We start from the raw sequence: 20205 nt of genomic DNA on the forward strand, positions 1-20205 counted from the left end.
GCCATAGGCAACACCTCCGCCGGCTCACAAGTCAGCACCGTCCCATCCGCCACCACCTGATACGTCTCCGGATCAACAGTAATGTCAGGCTGCCAGTCGTTATGGATCATGTGAGCCTTGGTCACAGTACGCGTGCCCTTGACCACCGCCGTGGTCTTAGCCAGCCCATACTGTTCCGCCACCCCAGCAGCGGCCGCTGACTGCGACAAAAAGCTCAACGACGTCCGCCCCAGCGCCCCACCCGCCGACCCAAACATCGGCCGATAGTGCACCGGCTGCGGTGTCGGGATCGACGCATTCGCATCGCCCATCGCCGCGGAGGCAATCATCCCGCCCTTCAGGATCAGGCTCGGCTTCACGCCAAAAAACGCCGGCCTCCACAACACGAGGTCGGCCCACTTGCCAACCTCAACCGAGCCCACTTCGTGCGCAATGCCGTGCGTAAGCGCGGGGTTGATCGTGTACTTGGCCACGTAGCGCTTCACGCGGAAGTTGTCGTGTCCGCCGCGCGCGTCGTTCGGGTCTCCGGCCAGCTTGCCGCGCTGCACCTTCATCTTGTGCGCGGTCTGCCAAGTGCGCAACACGACTTCGCCCACGCGGCCCATAGCCTGCGAGTCGCTGGAGATCATCGAGAACGCGCCCAGGTCGTGCAGGATGTCTTCGGCGGCAATCGTCTCGCGGCGGATGCGGCTCTCGGCAAAGGCGATGTCTTCGGCGATGGACGCATCGAGGTGATGACACACCATCAGCATGTCCAGATGCTCGTCCAGCGTGTTGACGGTGAACGGCCGCGTCGGGTTGGTGGACGATGGCAGCACGTTTGATTCGCCACACACGCGGATGATGTCGGGCGCGTGCCCGCCGCCCGCGCCTTCGGTGTGGTACGTGTGGATCGTGCGGCCTTTGAACGCGGCGACGGTCGCCTCGACAAAGCCCGATTCGTTCAACGTATCGGTGTGGATGGCGACCTGCGTGTCGGTATCGTCGGCCACGCCCAGACAGCAATCGATGGCGGCCGGCGTGGAGCCCCAGTCCTCGTGCAGCTTCAGGCCGATGGCGCCCGCGTCGATCTGCTCGCGCAGCGCGCCTGGCAGGCTGCCGTTGCCCTTGCCAAGAAAGCCAATGTTCATCGGATACGCATCAGCGGCCTGCAGCATGCGCTGCATGTACCACGGGCCCGGCGTGCAGGTGGTGGCGTAGGTGCCGGTGGCCGGGCCGGTGCCGCCGCCGATCATCGTCGTCACGCCGCTGTTGAGCGCTTCGTCGATCTGCTGCGGGCAGATGAAGTGGATGTGCGTGTCGACGCCGCCGGCGGTGACGATCATGCCCTCGCCCGCGATGATCTCGGTGCCGGGGCCGATGACGATCGTCACGCCGGGCTGGATGTCCGGATTGCCCGCCTTGCCAATCGCCGAGATGCGACCGTGCTTCAGGCCAATGTCAGCCTTGACGATGCCCCAGTGGTCGATGATCAGCGCGTTGGTGATGACGGTGTCGGCGCAGTCTTTCGATTCGCGCTGGCTCTGGCCCATGCCGTCGCGGATGACCTTGCCGCCGCCGAATTTCACTTCCTCGCCGTAGATGGTGAAGTCGCGTTCGACTTCGACGATGAGGTCGGTGTCGGCCAGGCGAAGGCGGTCGCCGGTTGTGGGGCCAAACATTTCCGCATAGGCGCGGCGATCAATCTTCAATGTCATGTCCGTGCCTCGTTCAAAGCTTGCCCATCACACGGCCGGCGAAGCCGTAGACCACGCGGTCACCGGCCAGCGCCACGAGCTCGACCGTGCGCTCTTGCCCCGGCTCGAAGCGCACGGCGGTGCCGGCGGCGATGTTCAGCCGAAAGCCGCGCGCGGCTTCGCGGTCAAAGCGCAGCGCGTCGTTCACTTCATAGAAGTGGTAGTGAGAGCCGATCTGCACCGGGCGGTCGCCCGTGTTGGCCACCGTGACCGTCACCGTGGGGCGGCCTGCGTTGAGTTCCAGATCGCCGTCTTGCGGCAGGAGTTCACCGGGGATCATGTCGCGCCTCTTCAGACAGCCGCCACCAGCAGGCCGGCACCGTACAGCGCCACGCCCACACCCGACAGACGCGCCAGCCATGCCAGACGCGGCTTCAGCGCAAAGCCCGCGCCGATACCAGCGGTATGCAGTAGCGCCGTCGCCACGGCAAAGCCGCCAACGAAAGTCGGGAACATGGCTTGCGCGCCTGCGGGGAATTCCGTGCCGTGCGCATAGCCGTGGAACAGCGCGAACGCGCCGCACAGCAGTGCACCGCCCCAGGTCGGCAGCTGGGCGCGTGCGGCAATCAGCAAGCCGAACACCAGCAGCGATGCGGCGATCATCGGCTCGGCCATCGGCAGCGCCACGCCGCCAGCGCCGAGCAGCGCGCCCAGGATCATCAATGCAACAAAAGCAACCGGTGCCCACAACGCGTCGCGCACCGAACGCGAGGCCAGTGCGCTCCACACACCCACGGCCACCATCGCCAGGAGGTGATCTGCGCCGGTGAGCGGATGCAGGAACCCCGCGAGCAGGCTGCCCTCGGCGGTATGGCCCGGATGCCCCGGGTGAGCGAAGGCAACGGAGGCGCCAAACGTGAGCGCAATGGCCGCAGCGGGCCGGACGAAGCGAGACAGGGTAGGCGTCATGGCAGGACTCGTAGTGGTGAGTGGCGTGCGGACTTCAAACTTCAAACAATCGGGTGATGGACGGTGACGAGCTTCGTACCGTCCGGAAACGTGGCTTCGACCTGGATGTCGGGAATCATCTCGGCCACGCCGTCCATCACGTCATTGCGCGTGAGGAGCGTGGTGCCGTAGTGCATCAGCTCGGCCACGGTCTTGCCGTCGCGTGCGCCTTCCATGATGGCGGCGCTGATGAAGGCGACGGCTTCCGGGTAGTTGAGCTTGAGGCCGCGGCCCTTGCGGCGCTCGGCCAGCAAGGCGGCGGTGAAGATCAGCAGCTTGTCTTTTTCGCGCGGGGTCAGTTCCACGAGGGGCTCTCTTCGGTGAGGGTCAATTCAGTTCAGTGCAGATCGGGCGATGCGAGGTCAGGTCGCCAACATGTGGCCGTCATGTAGACCAGAGGCGCAGCGGACGGCCCGCTACGCCATGCATCGGTTCGCGCAGCGCCAGCCATGTCTGCGACAACAGGGCGCGTGCATCTTCGGGCCGGCGTGCGAGCACGCGCAGCAGCAAAACGTTTGGCAGGCCGGGCGCATCTTGCGTGAGGCACGTGACGCCTGCGCGCAGGTCATCGTTGTACGGCAGGTGCTCGGCCATCGATTCGGCCAGGGCATCGGTCGCGCCTTCGCCCACGGCCCACAGCGTGCCGACAACGTGGAAGCCGGCCATGCCCGTCGTCGCATTCAGCACAGGCGATTGCGCATCGAACGCCGCCGATTCAATCCACAGCGGCTGACCGTTGCAACGCAAGGCGGTGCGCATGACGATGCGGCCTTCGGCCCACGATTCACCGGCGGCGTGGCGGCCGAGCATGGTGGTGTCCCAGCCGATGGCCGTCGCGTCCGGTGCCAGGTCCAGCGTCAGGTCGATGATCGGGCAGGCCTGGTTGAAGACGATGTTCTCTTGCGGCAGCCAGTCGAGCCGCGCGCCGGCATCCATGCGGATGGCAACACGCTGCGTGGCCGTGCGGCCGAGCGACTTGTACCACTTGGTGGCGCCGGGCGTGGTCAGTACCGCATGCGCATCGGCACCGAGTTCGATGTCGATATCGAGCACGTCGCCGCCGGCAATGCCTGCGGGCGGATGCAGCATGACGGCATGGCAGACGGCCTCGCCTTCCGGATACAGCGCCTTCTGCACCCGCAGGGGCCCCTGATGCCGGCAGGTGGCCAGCACGGTGCGCTCGCCGCGCCGCGCAAATGCCAGGCGCAATGAGGCTTCCCAGGATGCAAATGCGGAGGCCTGCGGCGGAACAGGAAAATCGGGATGGCGCATCGGTCATGCAATCGGGAGGCATCCCTCATGAAACGCGGCTGTGCGCTTCAGATTGGACCCCGCCCTAAGCAAACGGAAAGGTTTTCCATCATAGCCAGATGCCGCACATTTGGCACCCGACTTTTTCACACGACACCTGTGCGTCAAACCGCCACCAGATCGCGCACGCCATCGGCCTCCATGTTGGCGCCGTCGCCGCTGGCAATCACCTCGCCCCGGCTCATGACAACGTAGCGGTCGGCAATGCTGCGGGCAAAGTCGTAGTACTGCTCGACCAGCAGCACCGACATACCGAACTCGTCCACGAGGCGCCGCAGCGTGCGGCCGATCTCCTGGATGATCGACGGCTGGATGCCTTCGGTCGGCTCGTCCAGGATCAGCAAGCGCGGCTCGCTCATCAGCGCGCGGCCGATGGCCAGTTGTTGCTGCTGGCCGCCCGAGAGGTCGCCACCGCGCCGGCCCTTCATCTCCTTGAGCACCGGAAACAGCTCGTAGATGGAATCGGGCACCTTGGAAGGCGCACGCTTGGCGGCTGCACCAATCAGCAGGTTCTCTTCCACCGTCAGGCGCGGGAAGATTTCGCGCCCCTGCGGCACATAGGCAAGCCCCTGCGAGACACGCTCGTACGCGGGCAGCTTCTGGATGGTGCGGCCCTCCCAATCGATCACACCGCTGGCGGTGGGCACCACGCCCATCAGGCACTTGAGCAAGGTTGTCTTGCCGACGCCGTTGCGGCCAAGCAGCGTGGTCAGCTTGGCCGACGGCACGTCGAAGCTGACATTGCGCAGGATGTGGCTGCCGCCGTAGAACTGGTTCAGTTGTTGGACCTGCAACATATCAACGCCCCAAGTACGATTCGATCACGCGCTCATCGCGCTTGACGGCATCGAGTGTGCCTTCGGCGAGGACACTGCCTTCAGCCAGCACGGTCACGCGCCCTTCTGCCCCCGCCAGCGCGGCGACAAACTCCATGTCGTGTTCCACGACCATGATCGAGCACGTGCCGCGCAGGCCGTTGAGCAACGCAGCGAGCTGCATCGTTTCTTCATCCGTCATGCCGGCGACCGGTTCGTCGAGCAGCAGCAGTTGCGGCTGCTGCATCAGCAGCATGCCGATCTCAAGCCGCTGCTTCTGGCCGTGCGAGAGCAGCCCGGCGGGCCGATAGGCCTCCGCTTCCAGGTGGATGCGGCCGAGCGTTTCTTCGATGCGCTGGCGGCCGTCGTTCAGCAGACGCGCGCGCAGCGACACCCACCAGCGCTTGTCAGCCTTCATCGCCAGTTCCAGGTTTTCCCACACGGTGTGCTGCTCGAACACGGTCGGCTTCTGAAACTTGCGGCCGATGCCGATCTGCGCGATGCGCGGTTCGGTCAGGCGCAGCAGGTCGATGGTCTGGCCGAGAAACACACGGCCGGTGACATCAGCATTGCGTGGCCCCGTCTTGCCGGTAATCACGTCCATCATCGTGGTCTTGCCTGCGCCGTTGGGGCCGATGATGCAGCGCAGCTCGCCGTGGTCGATCGACAGTGTGAGCGCGTTCAGCGCACGAAAGCCGCCGAAGCGCACGGTCACGTCTTCGAGATACAGGATGGCGCCGTGCGAGACATCGATCGTGTCCGGCTCGACCAGGTGGCCCATGCCGGTGGCGGTGCCGCTGAAGTTTCCGATCTGCGCGCGGTCGGGGAGTTCGGTGAAGGTGCTCATGCGTGGTCTCCGGTGACGGTCGCGGCTTCGGGTGCCTTGGCTTGCGTGGGCACCCGTTTCTTCATGCGCAGCTTGCCCATCAGGCCCAGCACACCGTTCGGCAGATACAGCGTCACCAGCACGAAGATCGCGCCGAGCACGAACAGCCAGTATTCCGGCACCCATGCGGTGAGCAACGTCTTGGCACCGTTGACGAGGAACGCACCGATGATCGGGCCGATCAACGTACCGCGCCCGCCCACGGCCACCCACACCGCCATCTCGATCGAATTGCCCGGCGACATCTCGCCCGGGTTGATGATGCCGACCTGCGGCACGTAGAGCGCGCCCGCGATGCCGCACAGCACGGCCGAGAACGTCCACACGAACAGCTTGTAGCCGAGCGGGTTGTAGCCGGAGAACATCACGCGTGCTTCGGCATCGCGAATGGCCGTGACCACGCGGCCGAACTTGGACGTGACGATGGCGCGGCACGCAATGAACGCCAGCACCAGCGCAACGAACGTGGCGACAAACAGCACGGTGCGGGTTGGCAACGCAGAGATCGGGAAGCCGAGAATGCGCTTGAAATCCGTAAAGCCGTTGTTGCCACCGAAGCCCGTTTCGTTACGGAAGAACAGCAGCATGGCCGCATACGTCATCGCCTGCGTGATGATCGACAGGTACACGCCCTTGACGCGTGAGCGGAACGCGAAGAAGCCGAACAGCCACGCGAGCACGCCGGGCACCAGAATCACCAGCAGCGCGGCCCAGGCAAAGTGCTCGGTGCCGTGCCAGAACCAGGGCAGCTCTTTCCAGTCGAGAAAGACCATGAAGTCCGGCAGATCGCTCTTGTACACACCTTCGCGGCCGATGGAGCGCATCAGGTACATACCCATCGCATAGCCCCCCAGCGCGAAAAACACGCCGTGGCCGAGGCTGAGGATGCCGCAATAGCCCCACACCAGGTCGAGTGCCAGCGCCGCAAGGGCGTAGCACATGATCTTGCCGACCAACGTGAGCGCATACGCCGACAGATGCAGCGGGCTGCCCTCGGGCACCAGCAGCGCACACACCGGTGCACCAATGCACACGATGAGCGACACCAACATCAGCGCAGACCACCCGCGCCGCGACAGCAGCGGCATGCGCGCCGGAATATCGAGAGAGAACTTGGTCGTCGTCATATCAGGCCTCGGCGCTGCGGCCCTTGAGGGCGAACAGCCCCTGCGGACGCTTCTGGATGAACAGCACGATCAGCACCAGCACGATGATCTTCGCCAGCACCGCGCCATAGAACGGCTCGATGAACTTGTTGATGAGCCCCAGCCCGAACGCCCCGATGATCGTGCCGGCCAACTGCCCCACCCCGCCCAGCACCACGGCCATGAACGAATCGATGATGTAGCTCTGGCCGAGGTCCGGCCCGACGTTGCCGATCTGCGAGAGCGCGCAGCCGCCCAGCCCCGCAATGCCCGCGCCAAACGCGAACGCGTAGCTGTCGACCTTCCAGGTGCGCACGCCAACGCAGGCGGCCATCGTGCGGTTCTGCGTGGTGGCACGTACGAACAGGCCCAGGCGCGTGCGGTTGAGCACCGCCCACGCAATCGCCACCACGGCCAGCGCAAACAACAGAATGACAAGCCGGTTGTACGGCAGCACAAGGCCCTGCGTCAGGGCAACGCCGCCGCTCATCCAGCTCGGGTTGGCCACCTCCACGTTCTGCGCACCGAAGATGGAGCGCACCGCCTGCATCAGCAGCAGGCTGATCCCGAACGTGGCGAGCAGCGTTTCGAGCGGGCGGCCATACAGATGGCGCAGCACCAAGCGCTCCAGCGCAAAGCCGACGATGGCGGCGGCCAGGAACGCGGCAGGCAGCGCTGCCGGGAGATACCAGTCGAAGGCATTCGGAAAGTAGTTGCGAAAGATCGTTTGCACCACATACGTGGCATACGCACCGATCATCAGGAACTCGCCATGCGCCATGTTGATGACGCCGATCAGGCCATAGGTGATGGCCAGCCCGAGCGCCGCCAGCAAAAGCACGGAGCCCAGGCTCAGGCCGGCGAACAGGTTGCCGATCAGTTCAGATTTGCGTTCCTGTGCAGCCAGACTATCGAGCGCTTGCTGTGCGGCAGCACGCAGCTCGCCATCCGCCCCACTGTCTTTCGCGAGCAGCGGTGCAATGCGCTGCCGGGTCTGCGGGTTGGTGTCGCCCGCGAGCAACTTCAGCGCTTCGAGCTTCTCGGCATGTGTGCCGTCGTCGAGTGCGAGATTGGCCCACAGCAGATGCAGCTTGCTGCGCAACTCCGGATCGGTCTCATGCTTGCGTGCGGCGTCGACAATGGGGCGTGATGCCGTTTCGGGATGCGCGAGCAGCGTATCGACGGCCTGCGCGCGCACGGCGCGATCGGGCGATTGCAGCACAAAGCCGCTCGCCGCGCTGTCCACCTGGGCACGCAGGGCGTTATTCAAAGTCAGGGACTGCAGATCGTCGGCCTTGACGGTCACGGGCTGGCCCGAAATCGCATCGAGGTAGCGCTCGCCGTCCTGGCGCACCATGCCGGCGGCAGGCGCAAAGAACAGCGCGTCGTTCTGCAACGCTTGCAGAATCGGGCCGGCCTGTTCGGCAGGCGCAGCGGTCAGCGCGTTGAGCGTCTTTACCTTGGCGTCGAAATCGTCTTCGGCCAGCGGCTTGAGATCCGCCTGGGTCAAAGGTTGTCCGGCAGCCCACGCAGATACCGCGGGCATCGCAGCCAGACAGACCGCGCACAGCAGCGCGGCAAAGAATCGGGACAGGCGCATCATGGCAATCCGGTACGTGGCGGTCGATGTCGAAACCGGTCCGCCACGTCGTACAGCGTCGTTCAAAGGACCGGCTACGTTAGACACATGGCCGGCCCGCCTGACCACATCACTTGCTTGCAACCATGTCAGGCTTGCCCTCGTTGCCGGGGATGTACGGGCTCCACGGCTTCGCTCGGATCACCGTCGGCGTCTTCCACACGACGTTGAACTGACCATCGCCGCGCACTTCGCCGATCATCACGGGCTTGCTGAGGTGGTGGTTGTTGTTCATCACCAGCGTGAAGCCAGACGGCGCCTTGAACTGCTGGCCGTACATCGCCTTGCGGACCTTGTCCACGTCGGTGGAACCGGCCTTTTCCACAGCCTGCTTCCACATCATGATGCCGACGTAGGTGGCTTCCATCGGGTCGTTGGTAACGCGCTTGTCACCACCCGGCAGATTGTTGGACTTCACCCACGCAGCCCACTTCTTCTTGAAGTCGTCATTGACGGGGTTCTTGACCGACATGAAGTAGTTCCACGCTGCCAACTGGCCAGCCAGCGGCTTGGTGTCGATGCCGCGCAGCTCTTCTTCACCCACCGAGAAGGCCACCACCGGCACGTCCTTGGCCTTCAGGCCAGCGTTGCCGAGTTCCTTGTAGAACGGCACGTTCGAATCGCCGTTGATGGTGGAAATGACGGCGGTTTTGCCGCCCTGCGAGAACTTCTTGATGTTGGCGACGATGGTTTGGTAGTCGGAGTGGCCGAACGGCGTGTAGACCTCTTCGATGTCGCTGTCCTTCACGCCCTTGCTGTGCAGGAACGCGCGCAGGATCTTGTTGGTCGTGCGCGGGTAGACGTAATCGGTACCGAGCAGGAAGAAGCGCTTGGCGCCGCCGCCTTCCTTGCTCATCAGGTATTCCACCGCCGGAATGGCTTGCTGGTTAGGTGCCGCGCCGGTGTAAAAGACGTTCTTCGACATCTCTTCGCCTTCGTACTGCACCGGGTAGAACAGCAGGCCGTTCAGCTCTTCATAGACCGGCAGCACCGACTTGCGCGACACCGACGTCCAGCAGCCAAACGTGACGGCCACCTTGTCCTGCGTCAGCAGCCCGCGCGCCTTCTCGGCAAACAGCGGCCAGTTCGAAGCCGGGTCCACCACCACCGGTTCCAGCTTGCGGCCCAGAACGCCACCACTCTTGTTGATCTCGTCGATCGTCATCAGCGCCACGTCTTTCAGCGACGTTTCGGAGATGGCCATGGTGCCCGACAGCGAATGCAGGATACCGACCTTGATTGGGTCCTTTGCCTGAGCAAACGCGAAGTTCGACACAGACAACAGCGTTGCGGCGGCGACGGCAGACAGCTTCAACAGCTCACGACGTTTCATTGCGGCTCCTTGGGTTTATTGGTGGCGAGAACGACTCCCCGGGGCCCAAAATTGCAACTACCGTGCCATCGCATTTGGCTCATTCGAAGGGAAATCCGCGCCAAAACAGTGCCAAAGCCGCGCCAAGAACGCGCATTTGTTCTGCAGGATGCGCCCGCTTGGGGCGCGCGCAGACAAGCACAAAACAAGCTGAGTGCAAGAGAAAGACAAGGCAAAAAGAAAGGCCGGCATTGCGCCGGCCTTGTGAACGTACGAAAAGCGAGACTCAGGAATAGCGGCGCGAAATCGATTCGGCCACGCAAACCGGGCGCTCCTGCCCTTCGCGTTCGATGGTCACAGCCCAGGTCATTTGCGCGCCCGTCAGCGTGGGCGCATTGGGCAGCGGCGGCAGCGCTTCCATTTCCACCAGCTTCACGCGGGCGCGCACACGGCTGCCCACCGGCACAGGCGCGGTGAAACGGACCTTGTTCAGGCCGTAATTCACGCCCATCTTCACGTCGGCCATCTCGATCGCGTTCGCCATCAGCATCGGCAGCAGCGACAGCGTCAGGAAGCCGTGCGCCACCGGCGCCCCGAACGGCGACTCGCGCTTCGCACGCTCAACGTCCACGTGAATCCACTGGTGATCGCCCGTGGCCTCAGCAAAGAGATTCACCTGCTGCTGCGTGATCTCTGTCCAGTCGCTCACGGCAACTTCCTGGCCGATCAAGCCTTTCAACTCGTCGAGCGATTCGATGATGCGCATCTGGGTTGTCTCCTTGTTGTGATGCGGTGACGTGGAATCAAGCCTTCGGGCGCCGGCCAAACAGACCCATGCCTGTTACCGTGCAGACGAGTTCGCCGCGCTGATTGCGTGCCTCCCAGCGGTTGACGGCCACGCCCCGATCTGGCTTCGACTGCGACGGACGGACTTCCATGCATGTGCTCGACACTGACAGCGTGTCACCCGGGTACACCGGCTTCATCCAGCGGATTTCATCCACGCCGGGCGAACCCATGCTGGCCGCCTTGCCGAGGAAGCCGGTCACCATCAGCCGCATCATGATCGAGCAGGTCATCCAGCCGCTCGAGATGATGCCGCCGTAGATGCTGTGCTTGGCGGCCTCCGCATCGATGTGGAACGGCTGCGGATCGTACTGCCGCGCGAAGGTCAGGATCTCCTCTTCGGTGACGGTGTAGGTACCCATCTGCAGCGTACGGCCGACTTCGAAATCATCGAAGTAGAACTCGTACGATCGCGTTGCTTCTGCCCTTTCGTTCTCCGCCATATCGTCTCCTCCAAATGACAACGCCCCGCACGAATGCGGGGCGTTCAGGTTTGCCGTTACGCCGCTTGCTGGAAGCCAGGCAGCGATGCGAAGCGTGCCAGGTGATGGTCCACGTCGCCCAGCGTCGTGTTGATCATCGTCAGCCGCTTGAACATGTGCGCGGCCGGCAGTTCGTTCGTCACGCCCATGCCGCCGTGCAGTTGCACGGCTTCCTGGCCAACGTCACGCGCAGCCTGGCCGACGCGCGCCTTGGCAGCCGACACGTAGCGGCGGCGTGCCTCGACGTCGCCATCTTCAAAGTGCGCAGCGGCCAGATAGGTAATCGAGCGCGCTTGCTCGCCATGGATGAACATGTCGACCATGCGGTGCTGCAATGCCTGGAAGCGCGCGATAGGCACGCCAAACTGCTGACGGGTCTTGGTGTACTCAAGCGTTGCCGCGTTCAGCGCGTCGATCAGGCCGATCGCTTCAGCGCACAACAGCACGCAACCAAGATCCGCCACGGCGTCGATCGTTTCCCACGCTTCGCCCGCGGCGCCAAGCAGCGTTGCTGGTGCGTTGTCGAAGCGGATATCCGCAGCGTGCAGGTTGTCGATCGTGCGGTAGTCCTTGACCGTGACGCCGGCGGCAGTGCGGTCGACCACGAAGAGCGACAGGCCCGACGTATCGCGCGCTTCGCCGCCCGTGCGCGCCGAGACGATCAGCTTGTTTGCCTGCGCGCCATGCACCACAACCGCCTTCTCGCCGGTGAGCGCCCAGCCACTGCCCTGCTGCCCAGCACGCGTCGTGACATTGAAGAGTTCGTAACGCGATTGGGGTTCGCCAAAGGCAATGGCCAGCTTCACAGCGCCGCCGGCGACTTCTTCAAGCAAGGCGTCCTGCCCGCCCGCGAGCTTGAGCGCCTGCGCGCCCAGCACGGTCGCCTGGTACGGCTCCACTACCAGGCCGCGGCCGAGTTCCTGCATCACCACCAGCAAGTCCATTGCGCGGCCGTCAAAACCGCCTTGTGCTTCCGGCACTGGCAACGCGGTCAAGCCCAGTTCGGCCAGCGCATCCCAATGGGCCTGTGACACGCCTTCCGGCGAGTACACCACCTTGTTGCGCGCCTCAAAGCCGTAGTCCTTGTCGATGAAGCGGCGCACTGCATCGGCCAATTGCTTCTGTTCGTCGGTGAACGAGAAATCCATGTTTGTCTCCGCTATGTGTTCTGTCGCCGTTCTGCTCAGACGCCAAGGATCATCTGCGAGATGATGTTGCGCTGGATCTCGTTCGACCCGCCGTAGATCGAGGTCTTGCGATAGTTGAAGTAGTACGGCGCAAGCGGCGCGGCATCGTTGTCGCCCGTCACGGCCTGCGAGGTGCCGCCTTCCAGGTAGCTCGGGTCGAACGGCTGGGCATACGGCCCCACGGCTTCGACCATCAGCTCGGTCAGCATCTGTTGGATCTGCGTGCCCTTGATCTTGAGCAGAGACGCCTCGGGGCCGGGGCCTTTGCCGGCGTTCTCGCTCGACACCACGCGCAGCACCGTCATCTCCAACGCCAGCAGTTCAATTTCCAGCGACGCCACCTTGGCACCGAATACCGGGTCCTGCAGCAGCGGCTTGCCGTTCTTCTGGTGTTGCTTGGCAACGCGCTTGAGAAACGCCAGTTCGCGCTTGGAATTGCCCACACGCGCGATGCCCGTGCGCTCGTGGCCGAGCAGATACTTGGCGTACGTCCAACCGCGGTTTTCATCACCGATCAGGTTTTCGACCGGCACCTTGACGTTGTCGAAGAACACCTCGTTCACTTCGTGCTCTTCGTCCAACATGATGATGGGGCGCACGGTGATGCCCGGCGTCTTCATGTCGATCAGCAGGAACGAGATGCCCTCTTGCTTCTTCGCATCCGGGTCCGTGCGGACCAGGCAGAAGATCATGTCGGCGTGTTGGCCAAGCGTGGTCCAGGTCTTCTGACCGTTGACGATGTAGTGATCGCCTTCGCGTACGGCGCGGGTCTTCACCGAGGCCAGATCGGAACCGGAACCGGGCTCCGAATAGCCCTGGCACCACCAATCGGTGCAATCAACGATGCGCGGCAGGAAGTAGCGCTTTTGCGCTTCATTGCCGTATTTCATGATCACAGGGGCGACCATGCTGACGCCGAACGGCAGCACGCCGGGCGCGCCGACCTGCGCGCACTCTTCGTCCCAGATGTGCTTTTGGATGGGAGACCAGCCGGTGCCGCCCCACTCGACCGGCCAGTGCGGTACCGACCAGCCCTTGGCCGCGAGCGCCTTGTGCCAGCGTACGAAATCGTCGCGGTTCAGGCGGCGGTGGTTCAACACCTTGTCTTGGATGTCCTTGGGCAGATTGGCTTCCAGCCAGCCGCGGACTTCCTGGCGGAACGCATCATCGGCCGCCGAGTAGTTCAGATCCATGCCTGTCTCCTGTGGTTGGCTCCCCACCGTGGCAAATCGGTGGAGAACGTTCTGTCGGACCGGCGCGGACCTGAATGGGGGCTGCTAGTGCACGGGCTGCTTGAGCGCGTCGGGCACCAACAGCGGCATCACGTCGATGCCTTCCTCCGCCAGTTCCTGCGCTTCCTCCCGAGACGTCGTCCCGCGAATGCCCCGCTCCGGCGCCTCGTTGTAATGCATACGGCGCGCCTCTTCTGCAAACCGCTCGCCGACGTCCTCGGTATTAGCAAGGACATGGCGCACGGCTTTCAGATAGAGCTGTTGCAGGGCTGCGGGCGCGCCGCCCTCGCCTTCAGCTGCCTTGGCGGTGCCGCTTTTCTGGGCGGTCTCCGCACGAGACGACGATAGATTCAGGCGGGGCGCACTCGGCAAACGCTCGACCTCGTTGTGACCGCAAACTGGGCACGTCAATAGCCCGCGCTCTTGCTGCGATTGCAGGTCGGCATCGGAGCCGAACCAGCCTTCGAAGCGGTGGTCATTGGCACAGCGGAGGTCCAGCACTTTCATGATCGGTCCAGCGCATGGGGATGAGTGTATCCCCGATTCGAAAATTTGTGAACGGTCGTGCTAATTTTTTCGCACGACCGTTCGCTATGGTAGCAACGACAGGAAAACGGTGTGATCACGCGACGGCTATAAGCGCCTCAGACGGCACCCGGCGTCCACGCGCCTGACAGAATCTTCTCAAGCCAGAACGTGCCGATGATGGTCTTCACGTCGGAAATCTTACCTTCGCGCACCCAATCGATCAGTTGGCCGGCCGGCGTGACAAAAGTTTCGAGAAATTCGCCTTCATCCAGCATGGCCGCACCCTGCTTGAGATCGCGCGCGAGATAGATGTCGATGAACTCGGTGGAATACGAAATGACCGGGTGAATGCGCGTGAGGTAGTCCCAGCGCTCAGCCGTATAGCCGGTTTCCTCACGCAGTTCGCGCTTACCGCATGTGAGCGCGCCTTCCTGCGGATCGAGCTTGCCGGCCGGAAATTCAATCATCACCTTGCCGACCGGGTAGCGGAACTGACGCTCCATCAGCACGGTGCCGTCGTCGAACAACGGAATCATCATCACCGCGCCGGGGTGAATCAGGTATTCGCGGCTGGCATTGCGGCCGTCCGGCAGGCGAACAATGTCGTGCTTGAGCGTGAGAAATTTGCCCTGGTGCATCAACGCAGATGCGACCTGCGTCTCGCGCAGACCGGCATCCGGGTCCTGCGTCGCATCAGGGGTGGCGTTCAGCGGGGTGTGATCGGACATGGCGCTCTCTCATGCCGAGACAGCGAGAAACCTGCCCGGCGGGAATCAACGGGAATCGCGGGGATGGCGAACCAGGTATTGCCACGTAAAGCCGGGAAACGCGAACACCAGCATCAGGCAAGCGGTGATCGCGTAAAACTGCCAGCCTTGCGGAAATGCATTGCCTTGGCTCGACTCGATACCAAAGCCGATCAGCCCAACCACAACGTACATGGCAATCAGCTCGGTGCCGCGCAGCCAGAACGGCTTGCGAGGCCAGCGTGCCGGCACCAGCGCCAGCACGCGTTGATTGACGAACGGCAGGTTGGCACAGATGAGTGCCAACGCGATGACAAACAGTCCGCCCGTCGACGTATTCATAGCGCTCGGCGTTTTACGAAGCCAACGTCAGGCGGATTGCCTGATAGCACACAGCCATCAGGCCGGCCGGGAAGATACCCAGCAACAGCACCAGCAAGCCGTTGACCGACAGCAGTGAACGCAGGCCGAAGGTGGCCTCCACGGGGCCTTCGTCCGCCGGCGCATCGAAATACATGACCTTGATGACACGCAGGTAGTAGAACGCCCCCACCAGCGAGAACAGCACCGCCACCACGGCCAACCACGGCATACCTGCATCAACCACCGCGCCCAAGACCGACAGCTTGGCATAGAAGCCAACCGTCGGCGGCAGGCCCGCCAGCGACATCATGATGAACAGCATCAGCAGCGCAAACCACGGGCTCTTTTTCGACAAGCCCTTGAGGTCGGCAAGCTCTTCCGCTTCGTAGCCCTTGCGTGCAAGCAGCAGGACCATGCCGAAGCCACCCAATGCGGTCAGCACGTAGGTGATCGCATAGAACATCGACGCGCTGTAGGCCTGGGCCGTCAAATCCGGCTTGCCGGAGCTGACGCCCGACACCAAGCCCAGCAGCAGAAAGCCCATGTGCGAGACGGTGGAATAGCCCAGCAGACGCTTGAAGTTGGTCTGAACAACGCCCGTAATATTCCCGATAGCCAGCGACACGACGGCCAGCACGATCAGCATGTTCTGCCAATCGAACGCCAGCGGCAGCAGGCCTTCCACCAGAATGCGAAACGTCATCGCGAACGCTGCCACCTTCGGTGCGCCGGCAATCAGCAGCGTCACGGCCGTCGGCGAGCCTTGGTACACGTCTGGCACCCACATGTGGAACGGTGCCACACCCAGCTTGAAGCCCAGACCAGCAACGATGAACACCACGCCGAATACGAGGATCGTCTTGTTGATCTCGCCGTTCTTGATCGCGTCAAACACCTTACCCAGCTCCAGCGAGCCAGTCGCGCCGTACAGCATCGACATCCCGTAAAGCAGCAGGCCCGAAGCCAGGGCGCCGAGAATGAAATACTTCATGGCCGATTCGGACGACACGTTCGAACGGCGGCGCAGCGCCACCAGTGTGTACGACGCCAGCGACAGCAATTCCAGGCCCAGATAGAGCACGAGGAAGTTGTTGCCGGTGATCATCACCACCTGACCGCCCAGCGTGAACAGCGCGAACATGTAGAACTCACCTGCGTACATGTCGCGGTCGGCCAGATAGCGGCGCGTGTAGACGAGGGTGGCAAACAGCGTAAGCGCACAGAACGACGCTAGCACGTTGGCCATCGGGTCGATGACGGCCATGTTGCCGAAGACGTAGTGCGTCTCACCGTTCGCGGCGTTCAGCCCGAACCACACGGCCAGCACCAGCGTGATCACCAACGAAACCGGATACGCCACGCTGCTTCGTTTCTGGCCGCGCGCCAAGTCAATCCAGTTGACTGCACCAATGCCCAGCGCGAGAAAAACGATTGGGGCAACAGCCGCAATAGAGGAGGACGATTGCATAGTTTCTTCTCGCTGCTTACAGCTTCGACTGAGCCACGTGGGTCAGCAGGTTGACCACGGACGCATGCATGACATCGGTGAAGGGCTTCGGATACAGGCCCATGTACAGGGTGGCGATTGCCAGCACGCCCAGCATGAAGAACTCGCGGCAATTCAGGTCCTTCAACTCGGCCACGTGTTTGTGGGTCACATCACCGAAGATCACGCGCTTGACCATCCACAGCGAATACGCAGCACCAAAGATCAGTGCCGTGGCGGCCAGCAAACCAATCCAGAAATTGAACTTGACCGAACCCAGGATCACCATGAACTCGCCGACGAAACCCGAGGTTGCCGGCAGACCGCAGTTGGCCATCGCAAAGAACACCGACAGCGCCGCGAACTTCGGCATCGTGTTCACCACACCGCCGTAATCGGCGATCTGGCGCGAGTGCACGCGGTCATACAGCACACCAATGCACAGGAACATCGCACCGGAGATAAAGCCGTGCGAAATCATCTGGACGATACCGCCCTCGACGCCAATCTCGTTGAAGATGAAGAAGCCCAGCGTGACGAAGCCCATGTGTGCGATCGACGAATACGCGACGAGCTTCTTCATGTCGGCCTGCACCAGCGCCACCAGGCCGATGTAGATCACGGCGACCAGCGAGATCGCAATGATGAACGCCGACAGGCTATGGCTTGCATCCGGAGCGATCGGCAGCGAGAACCGCAGGAAACCGTAGGCACCCAGCTTCAGCATGATGGCAGCCAGGACCACGGAACCGCCGGTCGGCGCTTCCACGTGGGCGTCTGGCAGCCAGGTGTGCACCGGCCACATCGGCACCTTCACGGCAAAGGCCATGAAGAACGCGAGGAAGATCAGGATCTGCTCGTTCATCGACAGCTTGACCTGATGCCACTGCAGAATTTCAAACGTGCCGCTGTGGAAGTACAGATACAGCAGCGCAACCAGCGTCAGCAACGAGCCCAGCAGCGTGTACAGGAAGAACTTGAATGCCGCATAGACGCGGTTCGGGCCGCCCCACACGCCGATGATGATGTACATCGGGATCAGCGTGGCTTCGAAGAACACGTAGAACAGCAGACCGTCGAGCGACGCAAACACACCGATCATCAGACCCGACAGGATCAGGAACGCGGCCATGTACTGCGCCACGCGCTCGGTGATCACTTCCCATGCAGCAATCACCACGATGACGGTGATGAATGCAGTCAGCACCACGAACCACATCGAGATGCCGTCGACACCCAGGTAGTAGCTGATATGAAAGCGCTCGATCCACGACGATTTCTCGACGAACTGCATCGCAGCCGTCGTCTTGTCGAAACGCGTAATCAGCGGCAGCGTCATCACGAAGCTGATCAGCGAGCCGATCAGCGACATCCAGCGGACATAACCGGGATTGCGGTCTGAGCCCGAGGCCAGCACCAGCACGCCGAAGAAGATCGGCAGCCAGATCGCAAAAGACAGAACCATTTTTGTAATCCCTTATTTGCCTGCCAGGAACACGAAATACGTCAGCAGCCCAACCGTGCCGATGATCATCGCGAACGCATAGTCATAGATGAAGCCGGACTGGAGCAGGCGCACGACAGTCGCGAACCAGCCCACCAGACGCGCGCTGCCGTTGACGACAACACCGTCGATCACTCCCTGATCGCCGCCCTTCCACAGGCCACGGCCAAACTTGACCGCACCGTTGGCGAAGACGATCTCGTTGATCTTGTCCATGTAGTACTTGTTGTCCAGCAGCTTGTAGACGCCAGAGAAACGCTTGGCGATCGCTGCCGGAATATCCGGGCGCTTCAGGTAGAAGAACCACGACAACACGACGCCCGCCAGCAGGAGGATGAACGGTGCCGACGTGAAGCCGTGCAGCGCCATCTCGACCCAGCCGTGGAAGTCTTCGGCCAACACCTTCATTGCTTCGTGGTTATCAGCATTGAAGATGACTTTCGAGAACACCACACCGTGCTTGAAGAACTCGCCGAACAGCATCGGCTGGATTGCCATCGCACCGATGATGACCGACGGAATCGCCAGCAACACCAGCGGCACGGTTACCACCCACGGCGACTCGTGCGGCTTTTGGCCCGGGGCCAGACCATGGTGGTGATCGTGGCCGCCCTCTTCCTCTTCATGGTGGTCGTCGTGATGAGCGTGGGCTTGGCCGAACCGCTCTTCACCGTGGAACACCAAGAAGTACATGCGGAACGAGTAAAACGCGGTCACGAACACGCCGGCCAGCACCGCCCAGTAAGCGAAACCGGCGCCCGGCAGGTGCGATTCACGCACCGCTTCGATGATCGAGTCCTTCGAATAGAAACCTGCAAAGAACGGCGTGCCGATCAACGCCAGCGACCCCACCAGCGACGTCAGCCACGTGATCGGCATGTACTTGCGCAGGCCGCCCATGTTGCGCATGTCCTGATCGTGGTGCATGCCGATGATGACGGAGCCCGCGCCGAGGAACAGCAGCGCCTTGAAAAACGCGTGCGTCATCAGGTGAAACACGGCCACTTGATAAGCCGATGCGCCCAGCGCGACGGTCATGTAGCCCAGCTGAGACAGCGTGGAGTACGCCACCACACGCTTGATGTCGGTCTGGATGATGCCCAGGAAGCCCATGAACAGTGCAGTGATGGCGCCGATGATCAGCACGAACGACAGTGCGGTGTCCGAGAGCTCGAACAGCGGCGACATGCGCGCGACCATGAAGATACCGGCGGTCACCATGGTGGCCGCGTGAATCAGCGCAGAAATCGGGGTCGGACCTTCCATCGAGTCCGGCAGCCATACGTGCAGCGGGAACTGCGCCGATTTACCCATCGCACCAATGAACAGGCAGATACAGGCGACCGTCAGCATGTGCCAATCAGTGCCGGGGAAGCCAATCGTGGCCAGGTTGTCGCGGGCGGCGAACACGTCGGCGTAGCTCAGGCTGCCGCTGTAGGCCAGCAGCAAACCGATGCCGAGCACGAAGCCAAAGTCACCCACGCGGTTGACCAGGAACGCCTTCATGTTGGCGTAGATAGCTGTCGGACGCTTGAACCAGAAGCCGATCAGCAGGTACGACACGAGACCCACCGCTTCCCAGCCGAAGAACAGCTGCAGGAAGTTGTTGCTCATCACGAGCATCAACATCGAGAAGGTGAACAGCGAGATATAAGCGAAGAAACGGTTGTAGCCGTCATCTTCCGCCATGTACCCGATGGTGTAGATGTGCACCATCAGCGAGACGAAGGTCACCACGCACATCATCATCGCCGTGAGCGAATCGATGAGGAAGCCGACTTCCATCTTCAGCGAGCCAATCGTCATCCATTCATAGACGGTGCCGTTGTAGCCGGCGCCATTGATGACGTCGGACAGCGTCAGCGCCGACAGAATGAAGGCGATCGCAACACCAAGGATGGTGACGCTGTGGGACGCCGTGCGGCCGATCTTCTCGCCAAAGAACTTTGTGCCGAACAGCCCGGCGATCGCCGCGCCGGCCAGCGGCGCGAGCGGAATCGCCAGCAGCAGGTTGGGATTGAGCGTGGTAGCCATGGAAC

Annotated in this window: 20 protein-coding genes; all 20 read right to left on the bottom strand. The window is 62.6% G+C overall.

What is annotated here, in order from left to right; all coding sequences use genetic code 11:
- On the bottom strand, positions 1–1697 hold a 1697-nt coding region (ureC, locus tag ACCD03_RS04715), incomplete at its 3' end, for an urease subunit alpha (RefSeq protein WP_413410986.1).
- Between the two features lie 13 nt (positions 1698–1710).
- On the bottom strand, positions 1711–2016 hold the full coding sequence (locus ACCD03_RS04720; protein ID WP_004630755.1) for an urease subunit beta: 306 nt from the start codon (positions 2014–2016) through the stop codon (positions 1711–1713).
- An 11-nt stretch (positions 2017–2027) separates the two neighbouring features.
- Entirely contained in the window at positions 2028–2645 is a 618-nt protein-coding gene (locus tag ACCD03_RS04725) for a HupE/UreJ family protein (protein WP_413410987.1), read from the bottom strand.
- Between the two features lie 41 nt (positions 2646–2686).
- Positions 2687–2989 (bottom strand): urease subunit gamma, encoded by a 303-nt coding sequence (gene ureA, locus ACCD03_RS04730; protein ID WP_045206205.1) that lies wholly within the window; start codon positions 2987–2989, stop codon positions 2687–2689.
- Positions 2990–3068: 79 nt separating this feature from the next.
- On the bottom strand, positions 3069–3956 hold the full coding sequence (locus tag ACCD03_RS04735; protein ID WP_325651619.1) for an urease accessory protein UreD: 888 nt from the start codon (positions 3954–3956) through the stop codon (positions 3069–3071).
- A gap of 143 nt (positions 3957–4099) precedes the next feature.
- A complete protein-coding gene (gene urtE, locus ACCD03_RS04740; protein WP_045206203.1) occupies positions 4100–4792 on the bottom strand; it encodes an urea ABC transporter ATP-binding subunit UrtE in 693 nt (230 codons plus the stop codon).
- A gap of 1 nt (position 4793) precedes the next feature.
- Positions 4794–5657, bottom strand: a complete 864-nt coding sequence (gene urtD, locus ACCD03_RS04745; protein WP_413410989.1) for an urea ABC transporter ATP-binding protein UrtD — start codon at positions 5655–5657, stop codon at positions 4794–4796.
- The gene (urtC, locus tag ACCD03_RS04750) at positions 5654–6823 is read right to left on the bottom strand and encodes an urea ABC transporter permease subunit UrtC (RefSeq protein WP_413410990.1); all 1170 of its coding nucleotides are present in this window, start codon (positions 6821–6823) and stop codon (positions 5654–5656) included. The genes urtD and urtC overlap by 4 nt, the downstream gene beginning before the upstream one ends.
- Position 6824: 1 nt before the next feature.
- Positions 6825–8444, bottom strand: coding sequence for an urea ABC transporter permease subunit UrtB (gene urtB, locus ACCD03_RS04755; protein WP_045206200.1), 1620 nt, complete (start codon positions 8442–8444; stop codon positions 6825–6827).
- 106 nt (positions 8445–8550) lie between these two features.
- Positions 8551–9813 carry an urea ABC transporter substrate-binding protein gene (gene urtA / locus ACCD03_RS04760; protein WP_024975307.1) on the bottom strand — a complete coding sequence of 421 codons (1263 nt, stop codon included), beginning with the start codon at positions 9811–9813 and terminating at the stop codon, positions 8551–8553.
- Positions 9814–10078: 265 nt separating this feature from the next.
- On the bottom strand, positions 10079–10558 hold the full coding sequence (locus ACCD03_RS04765; protein ID WP_024975306.1) for a MaoC family dehydratase: 480 nt from the start codon (positions 10556–10558) through the stop codon (positions 10079–10081).
- Positions 10559–10595: 37 nt separating this feature from the next.
- On the bottom strand, positions 10596–11081 hold the full coding sequence (locus ACCD03_RS04770; protein ID WP_024975305.1) for a MaoC family dehydratase: 486 nt from the start codon (positions 11079–11081) through the stop codon (positions 10596–10598).
- Positions 11082–11137: 56 nt separating this feature from the next.
- The gene (locus tag ACCD03_RS04775; RefSeq protein WP_413410991.1) at positions 11138–12268 is read right to left on the bottom strand and encodes an acyl-CoA dehydrogenase family protein; all 1131 of its coding nucleotides are present in this window, start codon (positions 12266–12268) and stop codon (positions 11138–11140) included.
- 35 nt (positions 12269–12303) lie between these two features.
- Positions 12304–13500, bottom strand: coding sequence for an acyl-CoA dehydrogenase family protein (locus ACCD03_RS04780; protein WP_413410992.1), 1197 nt, complete (start codon positions 13498–13500; stop codon positions 12304–12306).
- Between the two features lie 84 nt (positions 13501–13584).
- Positions 13585–14046: a DUF1178 family protein gene (locus ACCD03_RS04785; RefSeq protein ID WP_325651634.1), complete on the bottom strand. Its 462-nt coding sequence runs from the start codon at positions 14044–14046 to the stop codon at positions 13585–13587.
- Positions 14047–14183: 137 nt separating this feature from the next.
- Positions 14184–14795 carry an NUDIX hydrolase gene (locus ACCD03_RS04790; RefSeq protein WP_325651636.1) on the bottom strand — a complete coding sequence of 204 codons (612 nt, stop codon included), beginning with the start codon at positions 14793–14795 and terminating at the stop codon, positions 14184–14186.
- Between the two features lie 45 nt (positions 14796–14840).
- Positions 14841–15155: a DUF2818 family protein gene (locus tag ACCD03_RS04795; RefSeq protein WP_253537676.1), complete on the bottom strand. Its 315-nt coding sequence runs from the start codon at positions 15153–15155 to the stop codon at positions 14841–14843.
- A 13-nt stretch (positions 15156–15168) separates the two neighbouring features.
- Positions 15169–16644 carry an NADH-quinone oxidoreductase subunit NuoN gene (nuoN, locus tag ACCD03_RS04800; protein ID WP_253537680.1) on the bottom strand — a complete coding sequence of 492 codons (1476 nt, stop codon included), beginning with the start codon at positions 16642–16644 and terminating at the stop codon, positions 15169–15171.
- A gap of 16 nt (positions 16645–16660) precedes the next feature.
- A complete protein-coding gene (locus ACCD03_RS04805) occupies positions 16661–18127 on the bottom strand; it encodes an NADH-quinone oxidoreductase subunit M (protein WP_024975298.1) in 1467 nt (488 codons plus the stop codon).
- Positions 18128–18139: 12 nt separating this feature from the next.
- Entirely contained in the window at positions 18140–20200 is a 2061-nt protein-coding gene (gene nuoL / locus ACCD03_RS04810) for an NADH-quinone oxidoreductase subunit L (protein WP_325651641.1), read from the bottom strand.
- Between the last annotated feature and the right edge of the window lie 5 nt (positions 20201–20205).

It is taken from the genome of Ralstonia sp. Ralssp135 (assembly GCF_047304345.1).
Taxonomy (GTDB): Bacteria; Pseudomonadota; Gammaproteobacteria; order Burkholderiales; family Burkholderiaceae; genus Ralstonia; species Ralstonia chuxiongensis.